The sequence below is a fragment of the Nitrincola nitratireducens genome, assembly GCF_000585235.1.
Lineage (GTDB): Bacteria > Pseudomonadota > Gammaproteobacteria > Pseudomonadales > Balneatricaceae > Nitrincola > Nitrincola alkalisediminis.
The window spans coordinates 1-23,952 of record NZ_AONB01000012.1; the positions used below are offsets into that span (position 1 = coordinate 1).

The following is a 23,952-nucleotide window of genomic DNA, read 5'->3' on the forward strand; positions in this document are numbered from 1 at the left end:
AAGGACGCAGCTGCATGGATGCAAAAACACTCTCTATCAAATGTCTCTACTAAGATTTAAATCCCTTCGCAACAACAAATATCTCACGCGAGCGCGCTCTTGAAGCTTCTGGTTTTCGGACGACTACGCTTGTAAATGATTCACGTATGTCTTTGATGAATTCTTCATATCCTTCGCCTTGAAACACCTTGGCAACAAATGCGCCATTCTTCTTCAACACGCTTCGTGCCATATCTAAGGCCAACTCTACAAGATACATTGACGCAGCTTGGTCAGCGGATGCAACGCCACTAATATTGGGTGCCATGTCAGAAATGACGACATCAACAGGTTCTTCACCTATCGCATCCAGTATCTGTTGGAAAACGCTTTCCTCTGTGAAATCCCCTTGAATAAACTCTACGTCAGCTAGCGAATCCATTGGCAAGATGTCCGAGGCAATAACACGTCCGTTCGGTGCAACTAATTTAGATGCAACTTGAGACCAGCCACCAGGAGCAGACCCTAAGTCAACCACCAGCATTCCAGACTTTATGAGCTTATCTTTTTCGTTAATGCCGAGCAGTTTATAACTGGCCCTTGAGCGATACCCATCGACTTGAGCTTGCTTAACATAAGGATCATTGACATGCTCCATTAACCAACGACCACTGCTTTTAGAACGCGCCATAACCGAATAAAACCATCAAATTAAAAAGCGAATTGTACTCTGTCCATCCTTAATGAGCAAAAAGCTAAGGGTCTCGTCCATCGCACAGCCTGACTTTAGATAAAGGGACAGGTATAATCACGCACCTGTTTTGTTGACATTTTTACTTGCTGGAACCCCTTAATGATTCGTCTTATTGAGCTGTCGTTACCTCTTGATCATACTGATTTGGATTTGAAATCTGCCATTCTACGGCGCTTGAATATTTCCGAAGACAAGTTGGTTGATTACACGATTTTTAAACGCAGCTACGATGCACGAAAAAAGAATACAGAAATTCGCTTTGTCTACATTATTGATCTGACCACTGACGACGATGAACGTCTTCTGCAGGATTTTAAAGATGATGTTCATATTACCCGATCGCCCGATACTCACTATTATACTGTTGCGAATGCGCCTGCCAATTTAACGGAACGTCCTATAGTCGTCGGCTTGGGTCCTTGCGGTCTATTTGCAGCCTTATTGTTGGCGCAAATGGGGTTTAAGCCAATCGTTCTGGAGAGAGGTCGTGATGTTCGTCAGCGTACACAAGACACTTGGGCTTTATGGCGTAAAGGTGAACTGACTCCGGAGTCAAATGTTCAGTTTGGAGAAGGTGGGGCTGGGCTTTTTTCTGATGGAAAGCTCTATAGCCAAGTGAAAGATCCAAAGTTTTATGGTCGAAAGGTCATGTCTGAGTTTGTCAAAGCCGGGGCGCCAGACAATATTCTCTATGTTAACAAGCCACACATTGGCACCTTTCGCTTAACGGGTATAGTCGCAAAGATGCGGGAGGAAATCATCGCGCTCGGTGGTGAAATTCATTTCGAAGCGAAAGTAGCCGATGTTATGTTGGAAGACAATAGGGTGCAAGGCGTTCAACTGGCCGATGGTACTCAGTATTTCAGTCGTTATGTCGTATTGGCTTTGGGTCATAGCGCGCGTGATACCTTTCGCATGCTGTATGAAAAGCAAGTGTTTATTGAAGCCAAGCCCTTTGCCATTGGCTTTCGTATCGAGCATCCACAATCACTGATTGATCAGGCCCGCTTAGGTAAGTATGCCGGGCATCCAGAGCTTGGGGCCGCTGATTATAAACTGATTCATCATGCCAAAAATGGACGTGCTGTATACAGCTTTTGCATGTGCCCAGGCGGCACTGTGGTTGCAGCCACATCTGAGGTAGGTCGTGTAGTAACGAATGGCATGAGCCAATATTCTCGTAATGAGCGCAATGCGAACTCAGGTATTGTCGTGGGAATTAGCCCTGAACAGGATTTTCCAGGTCATCCACTTGCCGGTATTGAGTTGCAAGAGCGTTTAGAGTCTGTAGCCTACACTTTAGGTGGCAGTGATTATAAAGCGCCTGCCCAACTAGTGGGTGATTTTCTACAAGGGGTTCCGTCAACGTCGCTTGGCAGTGTAGAGCCATCCTATAAGCCAGGTGTTCATCTGTGTGATCTTGCTGCTGCCCTGCCAGAATACGTAATCGATGCCGTTCGCGAAGCCTTACCTGCTTTTGGCAAGAAGATTCGTGGCTTTGATCGCCATGACGCAGTGTTAACAGGCATTGAGTCTCGTACCTCATCTCCGATTCGAATCACTCGAGACGCAGAATCTTTTGAAAGTTTAAATACCCGTGGTTTATATCCAGCAGGTGAGGGTGCAGGCTATGCTGGTGGAATTCTTTCAGCCGGCATCGATGGCATTAAAGTGGCAGAAGCGGTTGCTTTAAAAATGTTACGAGACATGAGTGAATCTGCATGAAGCTGGACGATATCAAAAAACTCCATCAGAAGAAATATCGTTATGAATTCGGATATTGCCTTGTAGAAGGTGAGCATTTGATACAAGAGTTGCAGGCGGTTCATCAACAGCAGCCAACCTTGTCGTCGACTGAAATTTACGTAACCAGTGCCTACGAAAACTGGGACACGCCTTTTAAAAAGCATCTGATCACTTCAAAGCAAATGTTGGCAATATCCGATACTAAATCCCCACAAGGAATTGTGGCGGTTGTACCCATTTCAGCAATAGAACCGAAAGCTTCAAATGCTGATATCGGTATTTATCTGCACGAAGTGCAAGATCCTGGAAACTTAGGCACGATTTTACGAAGTTTAGCTTGGTTTGGCGGTTTTCGATGTCTATTGGCTCCGGGTAGCGTTGATCCATTTAACCCGAAAGTGATTCGTTCAAGTATGGGGGCTGTTTTTCACGTGCCGATCGAGCAAGACGTTTCAATTGCCGAACTAAGCCAACGTTATCAGACAATTGGTTGTTTAGATTTAAGTGGGAAAGGCTTGGACTCCAAGGAGTTTAAGGAGTGTGATTGTTACCTGTTTGGTAATGAAGCGCGCGGTATCCCAAAAGAAATAATCATGGATCTCAAAACCAACGTCTTCAGTATTCCAGGTAGCGGTATGATTGACTCCCTAAATCTCGCCAGTGCTGTCAATATTTGCATTTACGAACGGCAGCGTCGTTCGTAGGCTATCGTTCGTCAGTCCTGTTGACTGCCCTCCATTTTCTAGGTTATGCATTTAAACCTTCAGCCGTATTAAGGTTTGTTTTTTATGATGGGTTATTCTCACATCGTTGTTGGTGTTACCAGTTGGTGCGTGGTTGGGCATCTATTCTCTATTCCTGTTGATCTTCCAACATTAAGTATGGCGGTTCTGGGTAGCTTGTTGCCCGACATTGATCACCCCAAGAGTATGATCAGTCGTCATTTCAGACCCTTTAAATTAGTCGGTCGGCTGATTCCACATCGAGGTCCAACGCATTCTTTACTGTTTATGCTGGTCTTAACGATTGGTTTGGCGATGGCGTATGAACGCTACGATGCTATTATCAAAATTGGTGGATAGCAATATGGGTGGGGAGTGTTTCGCATCTTGTAGCGGATTGGATGACACGTGGTGGAGTACCGCTTTTTTGGCCGAAAAAACTCGGATCAGCATGCGCTTTGCTTTTTTAACGGGAAGCTGGCAGGAGCGATTGATCGTTGCGTGCTTGATGGCAGGGCTGTTTCTGTTTTATGCGGATGTTCTTCCTGAGCATTTGCTTAGCTCGTTTTAGAAAAAGCGCGTAAACCCTCAAGATGCCCCAAGGATTCTTCCATTGGGGCGTGGAGCTGATAGTCTTAAGCATCAAGCGCTATTCGGCCTGTTGCGACCACTTGCCGACGAATCCCCGGTTGCGGAGCGATTAGGTATAAATCGCCATTTAAGCCAGCCAATTGAATGGGAACACCGTAGCTTTTTGCGAGCTGAGCATGCTTTTTAATGTGTTCTGGTTCACCGTGGACGGGGATAGATATTTTGGGTTTTACCCAGGAATAAAGTGCTTTGAGCTCATCCTGACATGGATGCCCTGATGCATGAATGCAATACTCAGCACTTTCTGCTTGCAGGATTTTAATTCCCCTATGTTTAAACTCTTTTACCAGGCGCTCAATTAACAACTCATTGCCCGGAATAATAATGGAGCTAAAGATCACGGTATCATCGGGTTCAAGCAATAGATCTGGGTGATGTCCCGATGCAAGACGGCTTAAAATAGCTCTAGGTTCGCCTTGGCTTCCTGTCGCGACGGCTAAGACTTCTTCTTTCGGCAAATAGCCCAAATGGCTTGAGTCGATTAAGATCAAATCCTTCGGCCAGTGACCTGTGACTTTTGCTGCGCTCACCATGTTTTGCAATGAGCGTCCTAAAACGGCCATGTAGCGTCCCGTCTGCTGTGCAATCCGCGCTAAGGAAATTAACCTGGCGATATTACTACTGAAGCATCCCACCACCACGCGTCCCTTAGCTTGCTCAACGACTTTTAAAAGACCCTCTGCACACTCTGCTTCGGATGCTGAATGCCCTTCACGAAGAGCATTGGTTGAATCACACACCATCGCCGTAATATCTTGTTGTCCAAGCTCTTCAAATATTTGAGGTGCGAAGGCTTTACCCGTAACAGGCTGCGCATCAATTTTCCAATCTGCCGTGTGAAAAATACGGCCTGCCTGGGTTTTGATAAGCAAACCGTATGGCTCAGGTATTGAATGCGTAATGGCTTTCCATTCAACAGAAAAGACACCTATTTGTTGAGGAGTCTGAGGATTGACTTCAATAATGGGAACCTTGCCCGCAAGCCCTGTTTCGGCCAATTTACGTCGTAGAATCTCAGCCGTAAAACGTGTTGTGTAGACAGGGCATTTAAATCGACGCCATAAATAAGGCAGAGCACCTAAATGATCTTCATGTGCGTGTGTGATGACGATGCCCGCCAGCCGATTAATTTGTTGGGCAATAAACTGCGGGTCGGCACAGACTCGGTCATGTAAGGTTGGATCTGTCTCAGAGAGTGGTGCTTTAAAGGTAAGGCCGCAGTCTACCATTAGCCATTGATGGTCATGACCAAAGAGGTTCAGGTTCATACCAATTTCACCTGTACCACCCAACGGCAGAAACCAAAGATCAGAGGCGTTAGGGACTAAACTATTAATACATAATCTCCTTTTATCGTTTGGCTATATTCTAAACCTCCAGTCGTAATATTTCATCAGATGATTTAACGCACATTGAAAAGGCAAAGAAGGTGTGTGCTGCCTTCTTTGCCCGCTTACGTGTTACAGGGTTTTTGCTTTCTCAAACACGACGTGAGTGTAAGCACCTGTTGGACGCTCGGTAATGACAGGGGTGGAGTCACTGTCTAACAACACATCTACGGTGCGTTCGAAAGCAGCAGGATCAAGATATCCGATGCCCATCTCTTGAGTGCTGAGCAGTTTAGCAACTTCTTGCATCATCCGAACTTGGTGAGCTTCTGTTTGAGCACCTGAGTCATCATTATCAAGTACGATCATCGCGGCCGCTTCAGGGTTTTCTTTTGCCCATTCCCAACCCTTGATAGTGGCACTTAAGAAACGCGCCAGTGCATCAACCTTCGCGTCATCCTCAAGGCTGGATTCCAAGACATACAAGCCATCTTCAAGGGTTGCAACACCTTCGTCTTCATATGGAAATAAAACCAAATGATCGGGTGTGAGCCCGCCGTCTAAGACTTGGCCGTATTCATTGTAGGTCATGGTGGAAATGCAATCCGCTTGGCCATTAAACAGTGGATCAACGTTAAAGCCCTGTCTAAAGACTCGCACACCCTCGGTACTACCGTCGGTTGCATAACCGAGCTTAGACATCCAACTTAAAAAGGGATACTCATTGCCCGAAAACCAGACACCCAGTGTTTTTCCTTTGAAGTCATCAGGGCTGCTGATCTCACTTGATTTAAGGCAGGTGAGCATCATGCCTGAGCGATCAAAAATTTGCCCGATATTGACGAGCGGTAAGCCTCGTTCACGTGTTGCCAGCGCAGACGGTAGCCAATCAACGACAACATCAGCGCCACCACCTGCTAAAACCTGTGCAGGTGCAATATCAGGTCCACCTGACTTGATGGTTAAATCAAGGCCTGCATCCTTATAAAAGCCTTGATCCAATGCGGCGTAGTAACCTGCAAATTGTGATTGCGTTACCCACTTTAACTGTAATGTAAGCTTATCATTGGCTTGAACAGTCAAAGCAGATGCCATAAATGCCAGTCCAACAGCGGTACTCATTAGATTTTTTTTCATGCTCTACACCTCTATAGTTTCTTGATTTACTGACAACTTAAGAACGTTTATCTCGAATAGACGGGTGCCAGAAGGTCACCCATCGTTCCAATAACGCCAACGCGCCATAGCTTAATGAGCCAGCTAGAGCTGCGACAAAAATAGTGGCCCAGACCATATCCATATTCATGCGGCCCACTTCAGCGGATATTCGAAAGCCCATGCCCACAATGGGTGTTCCAAAAAACTCGGCCACGATGGCACCGATTAGCGCCAGTGTAGAGTTGAGTTTTAATGCGTTAAAAATAAAAGGCATGGCTTGGGGGAGTTGGCTTTTAAAAAAGATTTGGCTTTTTCCGGCGGCATAGGTATGCATAAGGTCCGCGTGCAGCGGATCAACAGACTTGAGCCCCGCTAAGGTGTTAATGAGCATTGGGAAAAAGGTCATGATCACGACGACCGCTGCTTTTGACTGCCAGTCAAAGCCAAACCACATCACCATGATGGGCGCAATGCCGATGATCGGAATCGAAGCCATAAAATTACCCAAGGGTAAGAGACCCTTTTGCAAGAAGGGACTGCGCACGACCCATTTAGCCGTGACAAACCCCAACCCACAGCCCATCAGATAGCCGGCAATGACCGCTTTCAAATAGGTTTGCTGAAAATCAGCCCACAGGTTGGCAGATTGTTTAACAGCGTGCTCATAATGCGTGAAGGGGCTGGCATCAACACTAAGGGAACATTAAAACCACGAACAATGGCTTCCCAAAGCATCAAAACCATAAAGCCAAACAGTGCTGGCACAAGCAGTTGAGAGAACTTTGCCCCTGCTGAGCGAGAGGAGGTGATGTTTGCAAGTCGTTGCATTAAGTACACACATGCCATTACCGCTAAGGCTAGGAGTAAAAGCCAGAACCTCTGCTGGTAAAATCCGATAGGAAGTTGAAAGACCAATACCGACTGAAGACATACGCACACAAGTGCGGCAAGGGTAAGTATCCGAGTATTCATAGTACGGCCCCCCGTCTTTTTAAAATCCAGCGTTCAGCGAGACCAACCAGCGTTATTAAAAACCAGCCTAACAGCGCCGACATGATTAAGGCCGCCCAAATTTGTATGGTTTGACCGTAATAAGAGCCACTGAGTAAACGAGCCCCCAATCCTCCCTGAGCACCTGTCGGGAGTTCTGCGACTATTGCACCGACCAAGGCTGCTGAAATCGCAATTTTAAGGCTGGCAAATAGATAGGGTTGTGCCGAAAACCAGCGCAACTTCCAAAACATTTGCTGGGCACTGGCGTTGTAGGTCATCATCAGCTCCATGTGCAGTTTGTCTGCAGAGCGTAGGCCTTTAACCATCCCGATGGTCACAGGAAAAAAGGATAAATACATCGAGATCATGGCTTTAGGCAGTATGCCCGTTATGTTAATGGAGCCAAGCACCACCACTATGATGGGCGCTATGGCTAGAATGGGCACGGTTTGTGAGGCAATTACCCAAGGCATTAAGCTGGCATTGAGTGTTCGGTTATGCACGATGCCAACAGCAATTAAAATGCCAAGTATTGAGCCCATGGCAAACCCGAGAAGGGTAGAGTTCAATGTAATGATCGTGTGATACAGCAAGGATCGCCGCGAAGTAATCGGCTGATTGACAATGCTGTTGTAAAGTTCGATGGCAATTTGATGTGGGACGGGGAGCGGTGGGCGTGCAATACCATAGGCATTACGAGCAATCTCTAGATATGTCCAGGGTTGTTGCGTGCGCTCAAGGGTCATAATCAGTTGCTGACCGTTCATCCATAACGCAGCCAGATACCAGACAATCAATAGCGCCAGTACGACCACGGCCACAGCAAAGCCTGTGTGTTGTGTCAGTGACTTCAATCGCTGCATGACATCCTCCTTAATCCAGTTGATGGTCTTCAGCAAGTGCCTGACGTATTTCGGCGGCTAGCGCGTGAAAGGCATCGGTATCCCTCAAAGAAAGTGTTTTGTGTCGAGGTAGCGGGCTTTCTATGACCTTGACGATCCGCCCAGGTCTTGGCGACATAACCACAATATGCGTTGACAGTAAAACGGCTTCCGGAATGGAGTGGGTGACAAAAACCAGTGTTTTCCCAGTCGCTTCCCAGATTTTCAACAACTCGATGTTTAAATGATCACGTGTGATTTCATCCAATGCCCCAAAAGGTTCATCCATTAATAGCAGCTCAGGTTCAAGGCAAAGTGCTCTTGCAATCGATGCACGTTGTTGCATCCCTCCCGACAGTTGCCAAGGAAACTTATTATGAAAGTCTTGCAGGCCGACCATCTGTAAGTACTTATCAATTTGTGCGTGTTGATGTGTTTTAGACTGCGCTGAAATTTCCATGGGTAGGGCACAATTGCTGCGGATGGTGCGCCAAGGAAACAATGCCGGGGCTTGAAAAACATAGCCGTACATACGATTAAGGCGGGCATCATTTGGTGAAGTTCCCCCGACTTTTATTTCACCACTGGTTGCCTGTTCTAAATCGGCAATCACGCGCAGTAAGGTCGTTTTCCCACAACCGGACGGGCCAATAAACGAGACGAAGTCACCCTTGTGTATCGTGAGATTGATCTCAGACAGGGCATGGACGGGCGCATCATTTGCCTCGAAAATCAGTGAAAGGTTGTTAACCTCCACCATAGATCGACCTGAGGTCGTCGGTCGATTCATAACATCTGGGTGCAATGCATTCATGCTGAAATTTCCTAAACTCGTATCCAAAAAGCACGATTACCTTATCGAGTGACGGCTTTGGGCTGTTTATTGAGATTTTGCTTTTCGACAGCATCAAAAATGACGGGGAAGGCGGGACGTTTGATGTAGCGCCCAGCACCCCGCTCGGCGAACAGCTCACCCAGTTTATAAACAATTTTTCCTTGGCTGATGGTGTGGCTGGGCGCACCGACGACAGTCCGGCCTTCAAAAATGTTGAAATCGATATTTTGATGATGCGTTTTGGCCGATAAGGTATGGTGTTTGTTAGGGTCCCAGACCACGATGTCGGCATCCGAGCCCACTGCTATATGGCCTTTCTGCGGGTAAAGGTTGAAAATCTTGGCCGTGTTCGTCGAGGTCACCGCGACAAACTCGCTTTCGGTTAAGCGCCCTGTATTTACCCCAGAATCCCATAGCACCATGAGTCGATCTTCAATACCGGCTGTTCCATTTGGGATCTTTGAAAAGTCATCTTTACCGGCGGCTTTTTGGGGCTCACAAAAACAACAGTGATCGGTTGCCGTGGTTTGCAAGGTTCCACCCTGAAGGGCTTTCCACAAAACCTCCTGGTGACCTTTGGGTCGAAAGGGTGGGCTCATGACATGAGCTGCTGCAAATGCCCAGTCGGGGTGTTGGTATACACTGTCATCTAGCTCTAAGTGGCCAGCTAAACACTCACCATAGACACGTTGACCCTCGTGGCGAGCACGGGCAATTTCGTCAACCGCTTCTTTGCACGAAACATGTACAAGATACAAAGGTACGCCCAAGGACTGTGCAATCCGAATGGCCCGATTGGCTGCTTCGCCTTCGACTTCAGTGGGTCGAGAGAGTGGGTGTGCTTCTGGCCCTGTTAACCCTGCCGCTAAGAGCTTTTGTTGTAAATGATAGACGAGTTCACCATTCTCAGCATGGACGGTGGGCATGGCGCCGAGTTCTAAGCAACGATTAAAGCTATTCACCATGGTTTCGTCGTTCGCCATAATTGCATTTTTATAGGCCATAAAATGCTTGAAGGAGTTAACGCCTTCTTCCGTCACCAATGTCCCCATGTCTTCGTACACACTGTCATCCCACCAGGTGACCGCCACGTGAAATGAGTAATCAGCGGCAGACTTGGCCGCCCACTCGCGCCAAATATGATAGGCTTCCATCAGCGGTTGTTGCGGACTTGGGATGACAAAGTCGATGATCATCGTCGTACCGCCCGCTAAACCCGCTGCGGTACCTGTGTAAAAGTCTTCGCTAGCGACGGTGCCCATAAATGGCAGTTGCATATGAGTATGAGGATCAATCCCCCCAGGCATCACAAATTGACCCGTAGCATCAATGCACTCAGTTCCTTCCGGTATCGATAAATCCTTCCCTATGGCCAAAATTTTACCGGCCTCACAATACACATCGGCTTCAAAGCGTTGATCAGCGTTAACAACCGTACCGTTTTTAATTAGGACACCCATCGTTTTACTCCACTTCGTCAAACTCTATGCTGTTCGAATACGTCTGTAGCATTGAGGTATGTGTTGGTATGACAAAAGCAATGCAATTAACTGACCAAATGGACAGAAGTTTGATGAATATTTTTTAACTAAATGTTTTTTAGATAGATTTTGAAGGGTGTGCCTAATTATTAAAATGACGATGTTGGATGAGCTGTCTGAAAAACCTGCACAAATATGGGGCTTTCCTCGATAAGTGCGAGCGAAAAAAGTACAGATATGCAGCGTGAAATTCTGTATCAAGCCGTATTTGTATTCAAAATCAATTGATTGCTATGGGTAGAATAGGTGTTGTCCAATTGGTCAGGACTTTGCATGGTAAAAAGACACATTAAGGCAGTCGCCATATTTAGCGGCTATTTCTCCAAGTCAATGCAATAGGTGAGACAATGCAGGCGTATACAATTAACAAAGCGCGTTTATGGCAAAGCTTGATGGACATGGCCAAAATTGGTGCAACGGACAAGGGGGGATGCTGTCGTTTAGCCTTGACGGATCTGGATAAGCAAGCACGTGATCTATACATTCAGTGGGCAAAAGAGGCAGGATGTGACATCAAAATAGACCAAGTGGGCAATATTCGGGCGACCCGCCCTGGGACCGATAGCACGTTGCCGCCTGTCGGTACCGGCAGTCACTTGGATACTCAACCCACGGGGGGCAAGTTTGATGGTGTCTTTGGTGTACTCGCAGGCTTGGAAGTGATTCGGAGTTTGAATGATCACCAAATCAAAACACGGCATCCTATTGAAATATCTGTTTGGACGAATGAAGAAGGGTCAAGATTTGCCCCTGCCATGATGGGGTCGGGTGTCGTGTCTGGACGCTTCACCCTAGAGGAAATTCTCAATAAAACGGATGTAAACGGCGTTCGCCTTGGCGATGAACTGGAACGCATTGGCTATGCTGGCGCTGAGCCCGTCACTGGGCGAGCCTATAAAGCCTTTTTTGAGACTCACATAGAGCAAGGCCCTTATTTAGAAGCCGAAGGAAAAATGATTGGTGTTGTTACAGGCGGACAGGGGCAGCGTTGGTACGATGTCGAATTAACCGGCCAAGAGTCCCATGCGGGAACAACGCCCATGCACTTACGAACAGATGCCTTAACCTGTGCCTCATCACTGATTCTAGCGGTGCAGTCTATCGCAACAGCCAACAAGCCGGGGTGTGGCACGGTCGGCTATATGCAGGTGTTACCCAACTCTCGGAATACAATTCCCGGCAAAATAACCATGAGCATTGATCTGCGCCACCCAGAGGATCGGGCGCTTACGGTAATGGATGAAGCATTGAAAGCCAAGATTGAAGCACTTGAAGCCGAAACAGGAGTCAAGATAGCCCTGACGCCCATCTGGTACTACGCGCCAATTCCATTTGACCCTGACTGCATTGACGCCGTGCGCGAAGCAGCCAAAGCGCTAGACTATTCGCATATGGACATAATTGCTGGGGCTGGACACGATGCTTGTTACGTGTCTGACTTTGCACCCACCAGTATGGTCTTTACGCCCTGTTTAAATGGAATCAGCCACAATGAAATTGAATCAACAACCGCTGAGGAGTGTGAAGCGGGGTGCGCCGTATTGTTTAACGCCATGTTGACCCTGGCCCAAATAGAAGCATAACCCGCCTATATCGATCACCCCAGCGTCACACGGGATTGATGCCACAGCCTTTTAGCACCATCCGGACAAGGAAGTCCGCTCCATCATTAAAGTCTTGATCATCCAGCTCACTTTTACTGAGCAAAATGCAGCTTTGAACCTGAACATCGGCATAGGCTTGCGTGGATGACCACAGCATAAACATCAGATGTTCTGGGTGAACCGGATCCATCCATTTCTTTGCAATCCATTGTCGAAATACATCACAGGTTTTATCAAACTGCTCCTTTAAGTCAGTTTCTAATTGCTTGCGCAAAAAAGGCGCACCGTGCAACACCTCGGCGGCAAAGATTCTGGATGCATGCGGGTATTCTTTGGATTGACGAATTTTTTTAACGATATAATCTCGCAGCGCATCACGCGGGTGCTGCTCGGGTGTCATATCGTTCATGCTCAGCATCCAAATCTTTAGAATGTTGCTTAACACCCCCTGGTAAAGGGCTTCTTTGGTGTGAAAGTAATAGAGAATATTGGCTTTGGGCAAGCATGCTTCTTCAGCGATGGCCATAATCGTCGTGCCACTGTAGCCTCGTTCACTGAATAAACGCTCGGCGACGCGAAGAATGTGTTCGGAGTTGTCTTGTCGAACTTGAGCAAGACTGCGTCGATTGTGTTTGGATTTTGCGGTTGAGTCAGGGCGTTTACTCACAATAATTCACCGATAAAGTGCATGGTAATGGGTGGAGCGGTGTTCTATCTGCTTAAAAAGAGTGCAGAAAAAAAGCATGAGGGGCAAGTCATTCAGAACAAAAAATGCATAAAAAAATATCTTACATGAAATTTAAGATAATTTACTCATTCATTTTCAAGTGCTTATATCTTCCTGCTCTATCTTCTGACCAAATGGTCAGAAGTTGGCATAAGGTCTGCATCTCTTAAGATACAATGATCGTCAACCTACCTTAGGGTAGATATTGACGGAACAAAAAAACTGTCTTGGGAGCGCCTGTCAATGAGCCTGCAACCCCCGTTAATTTCGATTTCCCCAACACGGGAACTCAACGAACTGTTTAGTGATATCCATCCCCCTTTAACGCCACGCCAAGCCGAGCTTGAAAGTGCACGTTGTCTATATTGCTATGATGCACCATGCGTCAAGGCATGCCCTAGCGAAATTGATATACCGAGTTTTATTAATGCCATCCACCATGACAATATCGAGGGTGCTGCACAGACGATTTACTCAAGCAACATACTCGGCGGTACCTGTGCTCGTGTGTGCCCGACAGAAATTTTATGTGAACAGTCCTGTGTTCGTAATAAAGAAGCCGAATGTGCACCGGTTTTGATTGGTTTGCTTCAACGCTATGCGACAGATCATGCCCAATTTGAAGGGCATCCGTTCTCGCGTGAACCTGACACAGGCAAGCGGATTGCCATCGTAGGGGCGGGCCCTGCAGGTTTGAGTTGTGCGCATCGCTTGTCGATGAAAGGGCATCAGGTTGAGATTTTTGAAGCGCATGAGAAGGCCGGCGGGCTAAATGAGTATGGCATAGCACGCTACAAAATGACCCATGATTTTGCCGCCAAAGAGGTGGATTTTATTCTGGGTTTGGGCGGTATTACCCTGCATACAGGAACAGCCTTAGGTCGCGATGTGAGTCTGGTTGATTTGCAGGCTGAGTTTGATGCCGTCTTTTTAGCCATAGGTTTACAAGGGACGCGTCACCTGATGCTCGACAATGAAGACTTAGACTCAGTGCAAAATGCCGTGGACTATATTCGTGAACTGCGACAGGCCTCAGATCTGTGTGAACTGGATGTGCCGAAGCGTGCTGTGGTCATCGGAGCTGGCAACACCGCCATCGATATTGCTTGCCAATTAAAACGCTTAGGCAGTGAAGACGTCACATTGGTGTATCGACGAGGTGCTGAAAGCATGAGTGCGACGGGACATGAACAAGCGATTGCAAAAGCGCACGAAGTTCAAATCAAAACCTGGAGCAAACCCGAACGCTTATTAGTGGATGAAGCGGGCATGTTGATGGGAATGGAGTTTCGCTCTACGACACTGGATCAAGGAGAGTTGATCGATCTCGATACAACCTACTCAATACACTGCGATGCTGTGTTTAAAGCTGTGGGTCAAACACTGGTCCTGCCTGAAAATGAGACAGACCTATTAAGCCAGGTTAAATCAGGAAAGCTGGTCGTTAATTCTGAGTTCCAAACGGCAATACCCAAGGTCTATGCTGGTGGAGACTGTACGGCGATTGGGCAAGATTTAACCGTCGAGGCTGTGCAGCAAGGTAAACGTGCAGCTGAAGCCATCCATTCATCCCTCATATTAGCAGACAAGGCTTAAGCCGCAGGAGACGTACCATGGCGAATTTAAAAACGACATTTGCGGGTATTCAAGCCCCCAATCCTTTTTGGCTAGCCTCTGCGCCGCCAACCGACAAAGCCTATAACGTTGAGCGAGCTTATGAAGCTGGATGGGGAGGGGTGGTTTGGAAGACACTTGGTGAAGATCCTGCCGCGGTGAATGTGTCATCGCGTTACTCTGCGACCTACGACGCGAAGGGACAGGTGGTCGGCTTTAACAATATTGAGTTGATTACCGATCGCTCACTTGAAATCAATCTAAGAGAAATTGAAGCCGTTAAAAAACACTGGCCCGAACAGGCACTGGTTGTCTCTTTGATGGTGCCCTGTGTCGAGGAATCCTGGAAGCGAATTGTTAAGCTGGTCGAAGAAACCGGAGCGGATGGGTTGGAGCTAAACTTTGGCTGCCCACACGGTATGCCAGAGCGCGGTATGGGTGCTGCGGTAGGGCAGGTACCTGACATTGTTGAACAGGTAACGCGTTGGTGCAAGCTTCACAGTCGCTTGCCTGTGATTGTAAAACTTACCCCCAATATTACCGATATTCGCTTTTCAGCACGGGCGGCCAAAGCAGGTGGGGCCGATGCCGTGTCTCTGATCAATACGATTAACTCGATTACGGGTATCGATCTGGATCAGATGGTAGCAAGGCCAATTGTCGATGGTAAAAGTACCCATGGTGGTTATTGTGGACCCGCTGTTAAGCCCATTGCTTTGAATATGGTGTCTGAAATTGCGCGTGACCCTGCAACCTTTGGGCTGCCCATCTCCGGCATAGGGGGGATCAGTAATTGGCGGGACGCTGCCGAGTTTATTGCATTAGGGGCAGGTTCAGTGCAGGTGTGCACCGCTGCGATGATCCATGGATTTAGAATTGTCTCTGAAATGAAAGACGGTTTGAGCCGGTGGATGGACTCGAAAGGGTATGAAAAACTGGAGGACTTTAGAGGTCTGGCTGTGGCCAATACAACCGACTGGAAATACCTCAATATGAATTATAAGGTGGTGGCGAACATCAATGATGACAGCTGTATTGGCTGTGGCCGCTGTTACATTAGTTGTGAAGACACCTCTCACCAAGCCATTGCCAAATTGCCACAGCCAGATGGAAGCAACCGTTACCAAGTGATTGAAGACGAGTGTGTTGGTTGTAATTTATGCGAGATTACCTGCCCAGTGTCGGCGTGCATTACAATGGAGCAACGTGAGGCAGACAAACCTTACTTGAGCTGGATTCACGATGAACGTAACCCTCATCGTGAGGTTGGGCATTAGGCGCTGACGGTTTTCCGCCTTAACGAAGGTTTACGCAGGTGTCAGCAAACTGAAGTTGAGGTATTGCCCCCGAGCTTGTCTCGTGATCAAAGTCGACGATAGCACCTCAAATCGAGGTGCTATCGTCACCTTTAGGGCAGTATGGAAGCTGTTGGAGCTAGTCTTCGTTGGCCGCTCGTAAGCGTTCCAAACGTTCCTGCTCTTCGGTCGTGGCGGCCTCGATGACGCTCATTAATTCATCAACATCCGCCAGATCCTCACGCTCAGCAAATTGACCGGTCAGTTGGGATTCAGGCGTTAATTTTCCAGATTCGTATAAGTCCCACATCTCTTTAGCGTACTGTGTGGTTAGCAGTTCTGGCGCAAATTGACCAAAATATGCCCGCATATTGTTGACGTCACGTGCCAACATACGCTCGGCATTATTGTTTCCAGCAGCGTTCACAGCTTGGGGAAGATCAATGATGACGGGGCCTTCTTCATTTAATAGCACATTAAACTCAGACAAATCGCCGTGCACGAGACCTGCACAAAGCATCCGTACAATTTCTTTAATAATCTGTTCATGCCAGCGCAGTGCATCTTCTCGACTGAGGGTGACGTCATCAAGCCTTGGCGCAACATAACCCTCTGCATCGGTAATCAGCTCCATTAGCAGCACGCCGTCAATAAAACCATAGGGTTTAGGAACGCGAACCCCTGCTGCAGCCAATTGGTAAAGGGCATCCACCTCGGCATTCAGCCATGCGTTTTCTTGCTCTTTTTGACCGTATTGTGTTTTTTTAGACATCGCACGTGCACGGCGGGTGTTGCGCACTTTACGGCCTTCTTGGTATTCAACGGCTTGTTTAAAGCTACGCTGCTTCGCTTCCTTAAACACTTTTGCGCACTGCACGTGATCGTTTGCGCGGACCACAAACACTTGCGCTTCTTTACCACTCATTAACTGACTGATGACTTCATCAATCATTCCATCTTCTACCAGAGGTTGTAATCGTTTTGGGACTTTCATCAATAAAATTCCGATAAAGCAGCCGAATCAAAAGCGTTGAGCGTCGGTGATTGAACACACCCAGCTTAACGCTTATCCGAGTTTAGTCGATTCATCCAAATTTATGGACATGGGTTGGGTTGTTGCAGATGAATCGCTTCAATGTCCCCAAGCACCTCTGTCGACAATACAATATCAGCCGACTCAATATTTGACTTCAATTGCTCAAGCGTAGTGGCACCAATAATATTGGCTGTCACAAAGGGGCGATCATTTACAAATGCCAATGCCATTTGCGCAGGGTCTAGGCCATGGCGTTTTGCGATTGCAACATAGGCACGTGTTGTACTTTCAGCGCGCTCAGATGTGTAACGCTTAAAGCGCTCATAAAGGGTTAAGCGTCCCTTGGCAGGGCGTTGGCCATCGAGATACTTACCACTTAACACACCAAAGGCTAAGGGTGAGTAGCAAGAAGGCCTAGGTTTTCACGTATTGACATCTCGGCCAGCCCCACCTCAAACGAACGATTAAGCAGGTTGTAGGGGTTTTGAATGGACTGAATTCGCGTCAATTCCAGCTGATCACTCAGGCGAAGATACTCATGCATTCCCCATGGGGATTCATTGGAAATACCGATGTGACGAACTTTGCCACTTTTGACGAGCTCATTGCAGGCACTAAGCGTCTCTTCAATCGAAATCGCATCGGGTGATTCTTGATGTTGATAGCCAAGTTGACCGAAAAAGTTGGTGTGACGTTCCGGCCAGTGCAGTTGATAAAGATCGATATAGTCGGTTTGTAAGCGCTGAAGGTTGTCATCCACCGCCGACAAAATATGCTCTCGCGACAATCTAGGCCCGTTGCGCAGATAGTGAAAGGATTCGCCAGGGCCTGTGACTTTAGTGGCTAAGACAATTTTATCTCGAAGGCCGCGTTTTTTTAACCAAGTGCCTAGAAACCTTTCGGTCTGGCCTTGTGTCTCAGGTCTTGGGGGAACGGGGTACATTTCAGCAGCGTCAACAAGATTAATGCCCAGGTCCCAAGCCATGTCCAATTGCTCGTGAGCCTCTGACTCAGTATTTTGCTCACCCCATGTCATGGTGCCCAATGCAATTTTTGAAACGCGGAGATCAGTTTTGCCTAATTGTCTATATTCCATACGGCCCTCGGTAGCGGTTTCCCTAGACGAATATCAATGATTGGCTTGAAAGGTTTGCTTGCTGACCTGTCAACTCATCATAAGCCTGAGTAGAATACCATATCTTGTTCAATCAATAACGAACGAGCCTGAGTCTAACAGACAAAAACAGTTGGTTAAAATGCCCCTAGAAGGTTTAAAGACAAAAATGCAGTCCCCCTTTAAGTACGTATCACGTGTGCTTTGTGCTTTATTAATGTGTGTATTGCTGAGTTATTCACTCACTGCAACCGCTAATCAACCCAGTCATGAGGTGCGTTTAGTTGAATCTCAGCAAGGGTTAACCCAGGCGCTCGAAACGCTGGATGAGCGACTCGCACCGATGCTTTCAGTCATCGACGACACTGAAGCGAAGCAGTGGTTAGCAACGCCTTTGTCAGAGCCACTTGAACAGTTAAAACAAGCCAGCGAGACCACGGAAGAGCAGAAACAAGCGCTTCAGGCAGCAGCAGACATTGAAAAATCATCAACGGAACGCTTGCTAGGGGCATTGGAGCGAGTTGACGTTGCGAAAAATATCAACGAGCGCAGGCGGGTCCTCGAAGAGCGCATCGCTGAGTTTGAGTTACAACTGCGTCAGTTACCGCAAACACAAGAGCAAATGAGTTTATCGGATATCGAATCGCGTATGTCCGAACTTAGGGTCTTGCGTGATCAGCTTGCACAAGATACTGAGCAAAAGCAGCAATCCTTGGGTCGGCTGGAGGAGCAAACACGAACACTTGCTACGCAATTATCGGATCTATCCCGTGAGCTATTAACTCGACACCCCACGGATCTTCCCCTTGAAGGGCTTAGTCCGATCGAGGAGTTGGTTAAACAGGTAGATGATCGTCGGCGACAAGCTCGTCTCTTGAGTTTACGTCTTGATCAGCAAAGCGTAACCCCAAGAATTGAGCTTCTCAAGCTTGAGATCCTCGCACAAGAATACCAAAGTGTATTACTGGCTGAATTGCTTCGTCAGTTGGAAAATGAGTTTAATCTTCGAACGTCGGAAGAAATCAGAGAGCTGAATACCCAGCTGGTGCGTTTAACCGAGCGTGACCCTCAAGTGCTGCTTGATTTTCCTGATGAGATTCAGGACTTACGCAAACGTATTGATCAGATTGCAGTGAACTATGAAGTGACGCGCAGCTTACAGCAGCGACGTGATGAGTACACCCGACTCCATGAGGGCTTACTGCAGACGCTAGCAAGTGTTCAAGAGCGCCTGGAAGTCAGTGGGCTAACCGATGCCTTGGGAGTTCAGTTCTTAGAGGAGCAGCGACGGCTCAATGACTTAAAAGAGCAAAGGGGCGTTGTCCGTGATTTAGAACGGGAGTTAGCTCAATCGCGGCTCAGAAGTATCTCCTTGCGTGACGAGATACGCTTGGCTCCCTCCGTACAGTCAATCTCAGTAGAGGCAACCGCACAGCGGCAGCTGTCGACGTTGCGGCGTGACATCTTAAATGCACAGCTGATGTCTGAGCAGCAGTTGAGTGAGCAGTTACGTCAAAATGAAGAGCGTTTGAAGATTCTAAATACGGTGATTGATCAGTTAGATCAGACCTTAAAAGAAAGTTTGCTCTGGTGGCCTAGTCACTCAGCAATGAGCCTTGAATGGGTTCGGAGTCTGCCGGCGGCACTTGTCCAGCTGCTTGATCCTTCCGTTTGGTCGGGTATTTTCAGTTCACTCTACCTAATGCTGATTTATAACCCGCTGCTCAGTGCGTTAACACTGATTGCTGTCTTGGGCGTTTACCTGTGGGGGCGGCGTGCTAAAGCGGAATTAGAGGCTTTGGCCGAACAAGTATCGCATCGCTATACCGACAACATCATGCTCACGTTAAAAGCCATAGGTTGGAGCTTATTGCGTGTTTTACCCATACCGATGTTGTTGTTTTTAAGTGCATTTAATTTGCGACGTTTGGATGAGGCTGTTTTATCCAATGGCGTTCAAGTTCTGGGCAGCGTTCTGAACAGTACCGCTGCTTGGTGGTTGGCCGGTCATTTATTCCTGTTGTTCACCTCAGAAAAGGGTGTCGGACGTGCTCACTTTAAGTGGGACCCTATTTTATTAATACGTTTGCGCCGTAGTTTGACTTGGTTTTTACCGGTGCAACTGCTGCTGATTATCTTTTTGGCTCTGGCGTTTGGGCATCCGAGTGAGTTGGTTTACGACGTCTTTGGGCGCTTAGGCTTGTTCTTAGTGGTGTTCTTAAACGGTTTGATAGCCTGGCAGGTGTTGGCGCCGACCACACAAACGTTAGAGGGTTTTTTAGCCAGCAAACAACGCAAAGTGCTGCGTTTCGGATTTCTTGCAGGAACCTTAGCCCTGCTGGCACTGACCTTTGCCGGTTACTTATTGACGGTCGGTGAGTTGCTGCCCAAGTTGGTTGATACGCTGATGATGTTAAGCCTTGTGTGGCTTGTGCATTGTATTGCAGCAAGAGCCCTCATACTCAGCGAAACACACCTCAGGCTCAAACGTTTCCGTGAGCAAAAGGCCAAACAAGAGGCAGAAGAACCAAGCAATGTTGTGGGAGAAGGGGCGATAGAGCTGCCAGAGCAGCAGTTGAGCATTGAGCATATTAGTCAACAAACGCGGTCATTGTTAAGAACGTTTACCTTCACGGGCCTAGTGTTTGTGCTGTTTTTGGTATGGGCAGATGTATTGCCGGCACTGACTTGGTTAGATGGTATCACCCTTTGGTCACGCATCACTGTTGTAGGTGAAGCCGAGTTACTTAGTCGAGTGAGTTTGCAGGACTTTATGCTGGCACTATTGCTGGCCGGCGTCTTTACCTTGGCTTCGCGCAATTTGCCGGGCTTAGTCGAAATTCTCTTGGCGCGCAGTCACCTCATGGAAGCCGCCCACAGCTACACCGTGACGACCTTACTGCGTTATGCCATTACGGTGGTGGCTGTTGTCACCATTTTCTCGCTGTTGGGATTGCGATGGAGTGAGTTGCAGTGGATGGTGGCTGCATTAACCCTTGGTTTGGGGTTTGGTCTTCAAGAAGTGGTGGCCAACTTTGTCTCGGGTCTGATTATGCTGTTTGAACGTCCGGTTAGGGTGGGCGATACCATCACAATTGGTGAGTTCAGTGGCACGGTCGCGCGTATTCGGACACGGGCAACAACCATTATCGATTGGGATAACCGCGAAATCGTGGTGCCGAATAAAAACTTCATCACTGAGCGCTTGATTAACTGGACACTATCGGACAATGTGACACGCCTTGTGTTACCCATAGGTGTTTCCTATAGCTCAGATCCAGAACAAGTGATGGAGATTCTATTGAGGATTGCGAATGAGCATCCGTTAACCTTGGAAGATCCCGCGCCCTCCGTGTATTTCACGCGTTTTGGTGATAGCGCTTTGAGCTTTGATCTGCGAGTCTACGTCTGTCAAATGTCAGATCGATTGGTGACGACCAGTAATTTGAATGTGGCGATCCTAAAAGCCTTTCGTGAAGCCAATATTGAGATTGCCTTCCCGCAAATGGATATTCATATTCGAGATGTTCCAAGAGAGATGCAGCCGCCTGTTGAAACACGGAAGCCTTGGCAAAAAGGCATAAAAAAGCCGAATCTAAACTAGATTCGGCTTGAGTGGCTGAGATGCCTGGCGAAAGCTAGGCATCTTGCGAGCATTAAGCGGCTTTGAAATTCGCCAGAATGCTGTTGAGTGTAGCGCTTGGGCACATGACAGCAGATGTCTTCGCAGCATCTGGATGGTAGTATCCACCGATGTCCACTGGGTGTCCTTGAGCGTCGCTCATTTCTTTTAGAATAGTATCCTGATTGTCGGTCAACGCTTTAGCTAAAGGCTCAAAGCGTGCTTTCAACTCAGCGTCTTCATCCTGTGCTGCCAACTCTTGAGCCCAGTACATGCCTAGGAAGAAGTGGCTGCCACGGTTATCCAACTCGCCAGTTTTGCGTGAAGGAGACTTGTTGTTTTCCAGCAGTTTCTCGGTGGCGGCATCCAACGCTTTACCGAGTAGCTGAGCTTTCGGCAGGTTTTCTTTGATGCCTAGCTCTTCTAAAGATACGGCAAGGGCCAAGAACTCACCTAAAGAATCCCAACGCAGGTGGTTTTCTTGAACCAACTGCTGAACGTGCTTAGGCGCAGAGCCGCCTGCACCTGTCTCGTACATTCCACCGCCAGCCAGCATCGGAACGATTGACAGCATTTTTGCAGAAGTGCCGAGTTCCATGATTGGGAAGAGGTCTGTGAGGTAGTCGCGCAATACGTTACCGGTAACAGAGATCGTGTCCATGCCACGAATCAAACGTTCCATGGTGCGGCGAATCGCAGGAATGTAAGACATGATACGAATATCAAGACCGTCGGTATCGTATTCTTTCAGATACTCTTCAACCTTAGCGCGTAGCTCTCTATCGTGAGCACGTTCTTTATCCAACCAGAAAATAGCAGGCGTGTCTGATTGACGTGAACGTGTAACGGCCAATTTAACCCAGTCACGGATCGCTGCATCTTTAGTTTGGCATGCACGCCAAATGTCACCTTTTTCAACCTGATGTTCCATAATCAGTGAGCCATCGGCAGCGTTTACGATTCTCATCGTGCCGTCAGCGGTCATTTCAAAGGTTTTATCGTGCGAGCCGTACTCTTCGGCTTTCATGGCCATCAAGCCAACGTTGGGCACAGTACCCATGGTTGTTGGATCGAAAGCGCCATTGGTTTTGCAGAAGTTGATCATTTCTTGGTAGATACGTGCGTAGGTGCTCTCAGGCATAACCGCTTTTGTATCTTTAGGCTTGCCGTCTTGTCCCCACATTTGACCAGAGTTACGGATCATGGCAGGCATCGACGCATCGACGATAACATCGCTTGGGATGTGAAGGTTAGTGATGCCTTTTACCGAATCAACCATCGCCATTTCAGGACGGCCCGCATAGCATGCGTGGATATCTTCTTCGATTTCTTCTTGCTTAGAGTGTGGCAGCGTTTTGATTTTGTCGTAAACACTGCTTAGACCGTTGTTCGGGTTAACGCCCAGATCTTTGAACAGCTCTGCATGTTTTTCGAACACGTCTTTGTAAAAAACGGTCACAGCGTGGCCGAACACGATCGGGTGAGACACTTTCATCATGGTGGCTTTAACGTGTAAAGACCACATAACGCCTGTTTCTTTGCAGTCGTTCAAGGTGTCTTCAAAGAAATCACGCAGTGCTTTAGCACTCATGAACATTCCATCTAGCACTTCACCTTTCAACAGGTGGAGTTCTTTTTTCACAGTAACGGTGCCGTCTTTAGCAACAAACTCGATGCGCACGTCTGTGTCATCTTGCATGGTTGTTGATTTCTCGCTGGAGTAGAAATCACCGCCTTTCATGTAGGCAGCGTGTGAGCGAGATGCAGGGCTCCATTTACCCATGGAATGTGGGAATTTGCGAGCAAAGGCTTTAACCGCTGGTGGAGCACGACGGTCAGAGTTACCCTGGCGAAGTACAGGGTTAACGGCGCTGCCTAAAATCTTGCTGTAACGATCACGGATTTCACGTTGCTCAGCAGTGGCGGGCTCGTCTGGGAAGTTTGGAATGTCGTAGCCTTGAGACTGAAGTTCAGCAATAGCGGCCTTGAGTTGCGGAATTGAGGCGCTGATGTTCGGTAGCTTTATGATATTTGCTGAAGGGTCTAGCGTTAACTCGCCCAGTTCTGCGAGTGTATCCGTTACACGTTGAGACTCGGTTAATCTTTCGGGGAAAGAGGCAAGGATACGTGCCGCTACGGAGATGTCACTGGTTTCTACACTGATTTCAGCTGCAGCTGTGAAAGTTCTAATAATGGGAAGAAGAGAAAAGGTTGCAAGAGCTGGAGCTTCATCAGTAAGCGTATAAATAATTTTCGGACTTTTTTCTGTCATTTTATTCCCCAAGTTGCATGGCTGAATGGCCTTCGTCTTAATGCGAAGGTGTCTGTTATGATCAAAGTAGCCTGATTTTA

General features: G+C 47.7%; 19 protein-coding genes and 1 pseudogene. 8 read left to right on the forward strand and 12 right to left on the reverse strand.

What is annotated here, in order from left to right:
* Window positions 1-49: 49 nt before the first annotated feature.
* A complete protein-coding gene (gene rlmE / locus D791_RS10945; protein WP_036511556.1) occupies window positions 50-670 on the reverse strand; it encodes a 23S rRNA (uridine(2552)-2'-O)-methyltransferase RlmE in 621 nt (206 codons plus the stop codon).
* 162 nt (window positions 671-832) lie between these two features.
* On the opposite strand from rlmE, the gene D791_RS10950 reads away from it, so the two are divergent.
* From D791_RS10950 to D791_RS22040, 4 genes are all read left to right on the forward strand, one after another.
* Window positions 833-2,458 carry an NAD(P)/FAD-dependent oxidoreductase gene (locus tag D791_RS10950; protein ID WP_036511559.1) on the forward strand — a complete coding sequence of 542 codons (1,626 nt, stop codon included), beginning with the start codon at window positions 833-835 and terminating at the stop codon, window positions 2,456-2,458.
* A complete protein-coding gene (locus D791_RS10955) occupies window positions 2,455-3,183 on the forward strand; it encodes a TrmH family RNA methyltransferase (RefSeq protein WP_036511561.1) in 729 nt (242 codons plus the stop codon). The genes D791_RS10950 and D791_RS10955 overlap by 4 nt, the downstream gene beginning before the upstream one ends.
* Window positions 3,184-3,267: 84 nt before the next feature.
* Complete coding sequence (locus D791_RS10960; RefSeq protein WP_036511564.1) at window positions 3,268-3,561, forward strand: metal-dependent hydrolase; 294 nt, start codon at window positions 3,268-3,270, stop codon at window positions 3,559-3,561.
* An 8-nt stretch (window positions 3,562-3,569) separates the two neighbouring features.
* On the forward strand, window positions 3,570-3,671 hold the full coding sequence (locus D791_RS22040) for a metal-dependent hydrolase (protein WP_157682328.1): 102 nt from the start codon (window positions 3,570-3,572) through the stop codon (window positions 3,669-3,671).
* A 165-nt stretch (window positions 3,672-3,836) separates the two neighbouring features.
* Here the strand turns inward: D791_RS22040 and D791_RS10970 are convergent, their stop codons facing one another.
* The 7 genes from D791_RS10970 to hydA all read right to left on the reverse strand — a co-directional run bounded on the left by D791_RS10970 (window position 3,837) and on the right by hydA (window position 10,507).
* A complete protein-coding gene (locus D791_RS10970) occupies window positions 3,837-5,120 on the reverse strand; it encodes a ribonuclease J (protein ID WP_081763833.1) in 1,284 nt (427 codons plus the stop codon).
* 192 nt (window positions 5,121-5,312) lie between these two features.
* Window positions 5,313-6,317: an ABC transporter substrate-binding protein gene (locus D791_RS10975; protein ID WP_036511571.1), complete on the reverse strand. Its 1,005-nt coding sequence runs from the start codon at window positions 6,315-6,317 to the stop codon at window positions 5,313-5,315.
* Between the two features lie 37 nt (window positions 6,318-6,354).
* Window positions 6,355-6,948 carry an ABC transporter permease gene (locus D791_RS20980; RefSeq protein WP_237748614.1) on the reverse strand — a complete coding sequence of 198 codons (594 nt, stop codon included), beginning with the start codon at window positions 6,946-6,948 and terminating at the stop codon, window positions 6,355-6,357.
* Window positions 6,945-7,310, reverse strand: a complete 366-nt coding sequence (locus D791_RS20985) for a hypothetical protein (RefSeq protein WP_237748616.1) — start codon at window positions 7,308-7,310, stop codon at window positions 6,945-6,947. The genes D791_RS20980 and D791_RS20985 overlap by 4 nt, the downstream gene beginning before the upstream one ends.
* On the reverse strand, window positions 7,307-8,194 hold the full coding sequence (locus D791_RS10985) for an ABC transporter permease (RefSeq protein ID WP_036511574.1): 888 nt from the start codon (window positions 8,192-8,194) through the stop codon (window positions 7,307-7,309). Before D791_RS10985 ends, D791_RS20985 begins: the two co-directional genes overlap by 4 nt.
* A 10-nt stretch (window positions 8,195-8,204) precedes the next feature.
* Window positions 8,205-9,026, reverse strand: a complete 822-nt coding sequence (locus D791_RS10990; protein WP_202806861.1) for an ABC transporter ATP-binding protein — start codon at window positions 9,024-9,026, stop codon at window positions 8,205-8,207.
* Window positions 9,027-9,067: 41 nt separating this feature from the next.
* Window positions 9,068-10,507: a dihydropyrimidinase gene (gene hydA, locus D791_RS10995; RefSeq protein ID WP_036511577.1), complete on the reverse strand. Its 1,440-nt coding sequence runs from the start codon at window positions 10,505-10,507 to the stop codon at window positions 9,068-9,070.
* 428 nt (window positions 10,508-10,935) lie between these two features.
* Between hydA and D791_RS11000 the strand changes: the two genes are divergently transcribed.
* Complete coding sequence (locus tag D791_RS11000) at window positions 10,936-12,171, forward strand: Zn-dependent hydrolase (RefSeq protein WP_036511580.1); 1,236 nt, start codon at window positions 10,936-10,938, stop codon at window positions 12,169-12,171.
* Between the two features lie 25 nt (window positions 12,172-12,196).
* On the opposite strand, the gene D791_RS11005 is transcribed toward D791_RS11000, so the two are convergent.
* Window positions 12,197-12,859 carry a TetR/AcrR family transcriptional regulator gene (locus D791_RS11005; RefSeq protein WP_051514436.1) on the reverse strand — a complete coding sequence of 221 codons (663 nt, stop codon included), beginning with the start codon at window positions 12,857-12,859 and terminating at the stop codon, window positions 12,197-12,199.
* Window positions 12,860-13,162: 303 nt separating this feature from the next.
* Here D791_RS11005 and D791_RS11010 point away from each other — a divergent pair, with 303 nt between their 5' ends.
* On the forward strand, window positions 13,163-14,515 hold the full coding sequence (locus D791_RS11010) for an NAD(P)-dependent oxidoreductase (RefSeq protein ID WP_051514437.1): 1,353 nt from the start codon (window positions 13,163-13,165) through the stop codon (window positions 14,513-14,515).
* A gap of 17 nt (window positions 14,516-14,532) precedes the next feature.
* A complete protein-coding gene (gene preA / locus D791_RS11015; RefSeq protein WP_036511583.1) occupies window positions 14,533-15,810 on the forward strand; it encodes an NAD-dependent dihydropyrimidine dehydrogenase subunit PreA in 1,278 nt (425 codons plus the stop codon).
* A gap of 157 nt (window positions 15,811-15,967) precedes the next feature.
* Here preA and D791_RS11020 read toward each other — a convergent pair whose 3' ends face one another.
* Both D791_RS11020 and D791_RS11025 read right to left on the reverse strand, forming a co-directional pair.
* On the reverse strand, window positions 15,968-16,822 hold the full coding sequence (locus D791_RS11020; protein WP_036511587.1) for a PA4780 family RIO1-like protein kinase: 855 nt from the start codon (window positions 16,820-16,822) through the stop codon (window positions 15,968-15,970).
* Window positions 16,823-16,923: 101 nt separating this feature from the next.
* A pseudogene (locus tag D791_RS11025) lies at window positions 16,924-17,960 on the reverse strand (NADP(H)-dependent aldo-keto reductase).
* Window positions 17,961-18,147: 187 nt separating this feature from the next.
* Between D791_RS11025 and D791_RS11030 the strand changes: the two are divergent.
* Window positions 18,148-21,582 (forward strand): mechanosensitive ion channel domain-containing protein, encoded by a 3,435-nt coding sequence (locus D791_RS11030; RefSeq protein ID WP_051514438.1) that lies wholly within the window; start codon window positions 18,148-18,150, stop codon window positions 21,580-21,582.
* Window positions 21,583-21,634: 52 nt separating this feature from the next.
* On the opposite strand, the gene D791_RS11035 is transcribed toward D791_RS11030, so the two are convergent.
* Entirely contained in the window at window positions 21,635-23,872 is a 2,238-nt protein-coding gene (locus D791_RS11035) for an NADP-dependent isocitrate dehydrogenase (RefSeq protein ID WP_036511590.1), read from the reverse strand.
* Window positions 23,873-23,952 lie beyond the last annotated feature (80 nt).

Coding starts and splice junctions, on each gene's coding strand:
- D791_RS10960 (WP_036511564.1), top strand. CDS start 3,268: ATGATGGGTTATTCTCACATCGTTGTTGGTGTTACCAGTTGGTGCGTG.
- D791_RS10955 (WP_036511561.1), top strand. CDS start 2,455: ATGAAGCTGGACGATATCAAAAAACTCCATCAGAAGAAATATCGTTAT.
- D791_RS11030 (WP_051514438.1), top strand. CDS start 18,148: ATGCAGTCCCCCTTTAAGTACGTATCACGTGTGCTTTGTGCTTTATTA.
- D791_RS11010 (WP_051514437.1), top strand. CDS start 13,163: ATGAGCCTGCAACCCCCGTTAATTTCGATTTCCCCAACACGGGAACTC.
- D791_RS10950 (WP_036511559.1), top strand. CDS start 833: ATGATTCGTCTTATTGAGCTGTCGTTACCTCTTGATCATACTGATTTG.
- D791_RS11035 (WP_036511590.1), bottom strand. CDS start 23,872: ATGACAGAAAAAAGTCCGAAAATTATTTATACGCTTACTGATGAAGCT.
- rlmE (WP_036511556.1), bottom strand. CDS start 670: ATGGCGCGTTCTAAAAGCAGTGGTCGTTGGTTAATGGAGCATGTCAAT.
- D791_RS20985 (WP_237748616.1), bottom strand. CDS start 7,310: ATGAATACTCGGATACTTACCCTTGCCGCACTTGTGTGCGTATGTCTT.
- D791_RS11000 (WP_036511580.1), top strand. CDS start 10,936: ATGCAGGCGTATACAATTAACAAAGCGCGTTTATGGCAAAGCTTGATG.
- D791_RS10990 (WP_202806861.1), bottom strand. CDS start 9,026: ATGAATGCATTGCACCCAGATGTTATGAATCGACCGACGACCTCAGGT.
- D791_RS10975 (WP_036511571.1), bottom strand. CDS start 6,317: ATGAAAAAAAATCTAATGAGTACCGCTGTTGGACTGGCATTTATGGCA.
- D791_RS10970 (WP_081763833.1), bottom strand. CDS start 5,120: ATGAACCTGAACCTCTTTGGTCATGACCATCAATGGCTAATGGTAGAC.
- D791_RS11020 (WP_036511587.1), bottom strand. CDS start 16,822: ATGAAAGTCCCAAAACGATTACAACCTCTGGTAGAAGATGGAATGATT.
- hydA (WP_036511577.1), bottom strand. CDS start 10,507: ATGGGTGTCCTAATTAAAAACGGTACGGTTGTTAACGCTGATCAACGC.
- D791_RS10985 (WP_036511574.1), bottom strand. CDS start 8,194: ATGCAGCGATTGAAGTCACTGACACAACACACAGGCTTTGCTGTGGCC.
- preA (WP_036511583.1), top strand. CDS start 14,533: ATGGCGAATTTAAAAACGACATTTGCGGGTATTCAAGCCCCCAATCCT.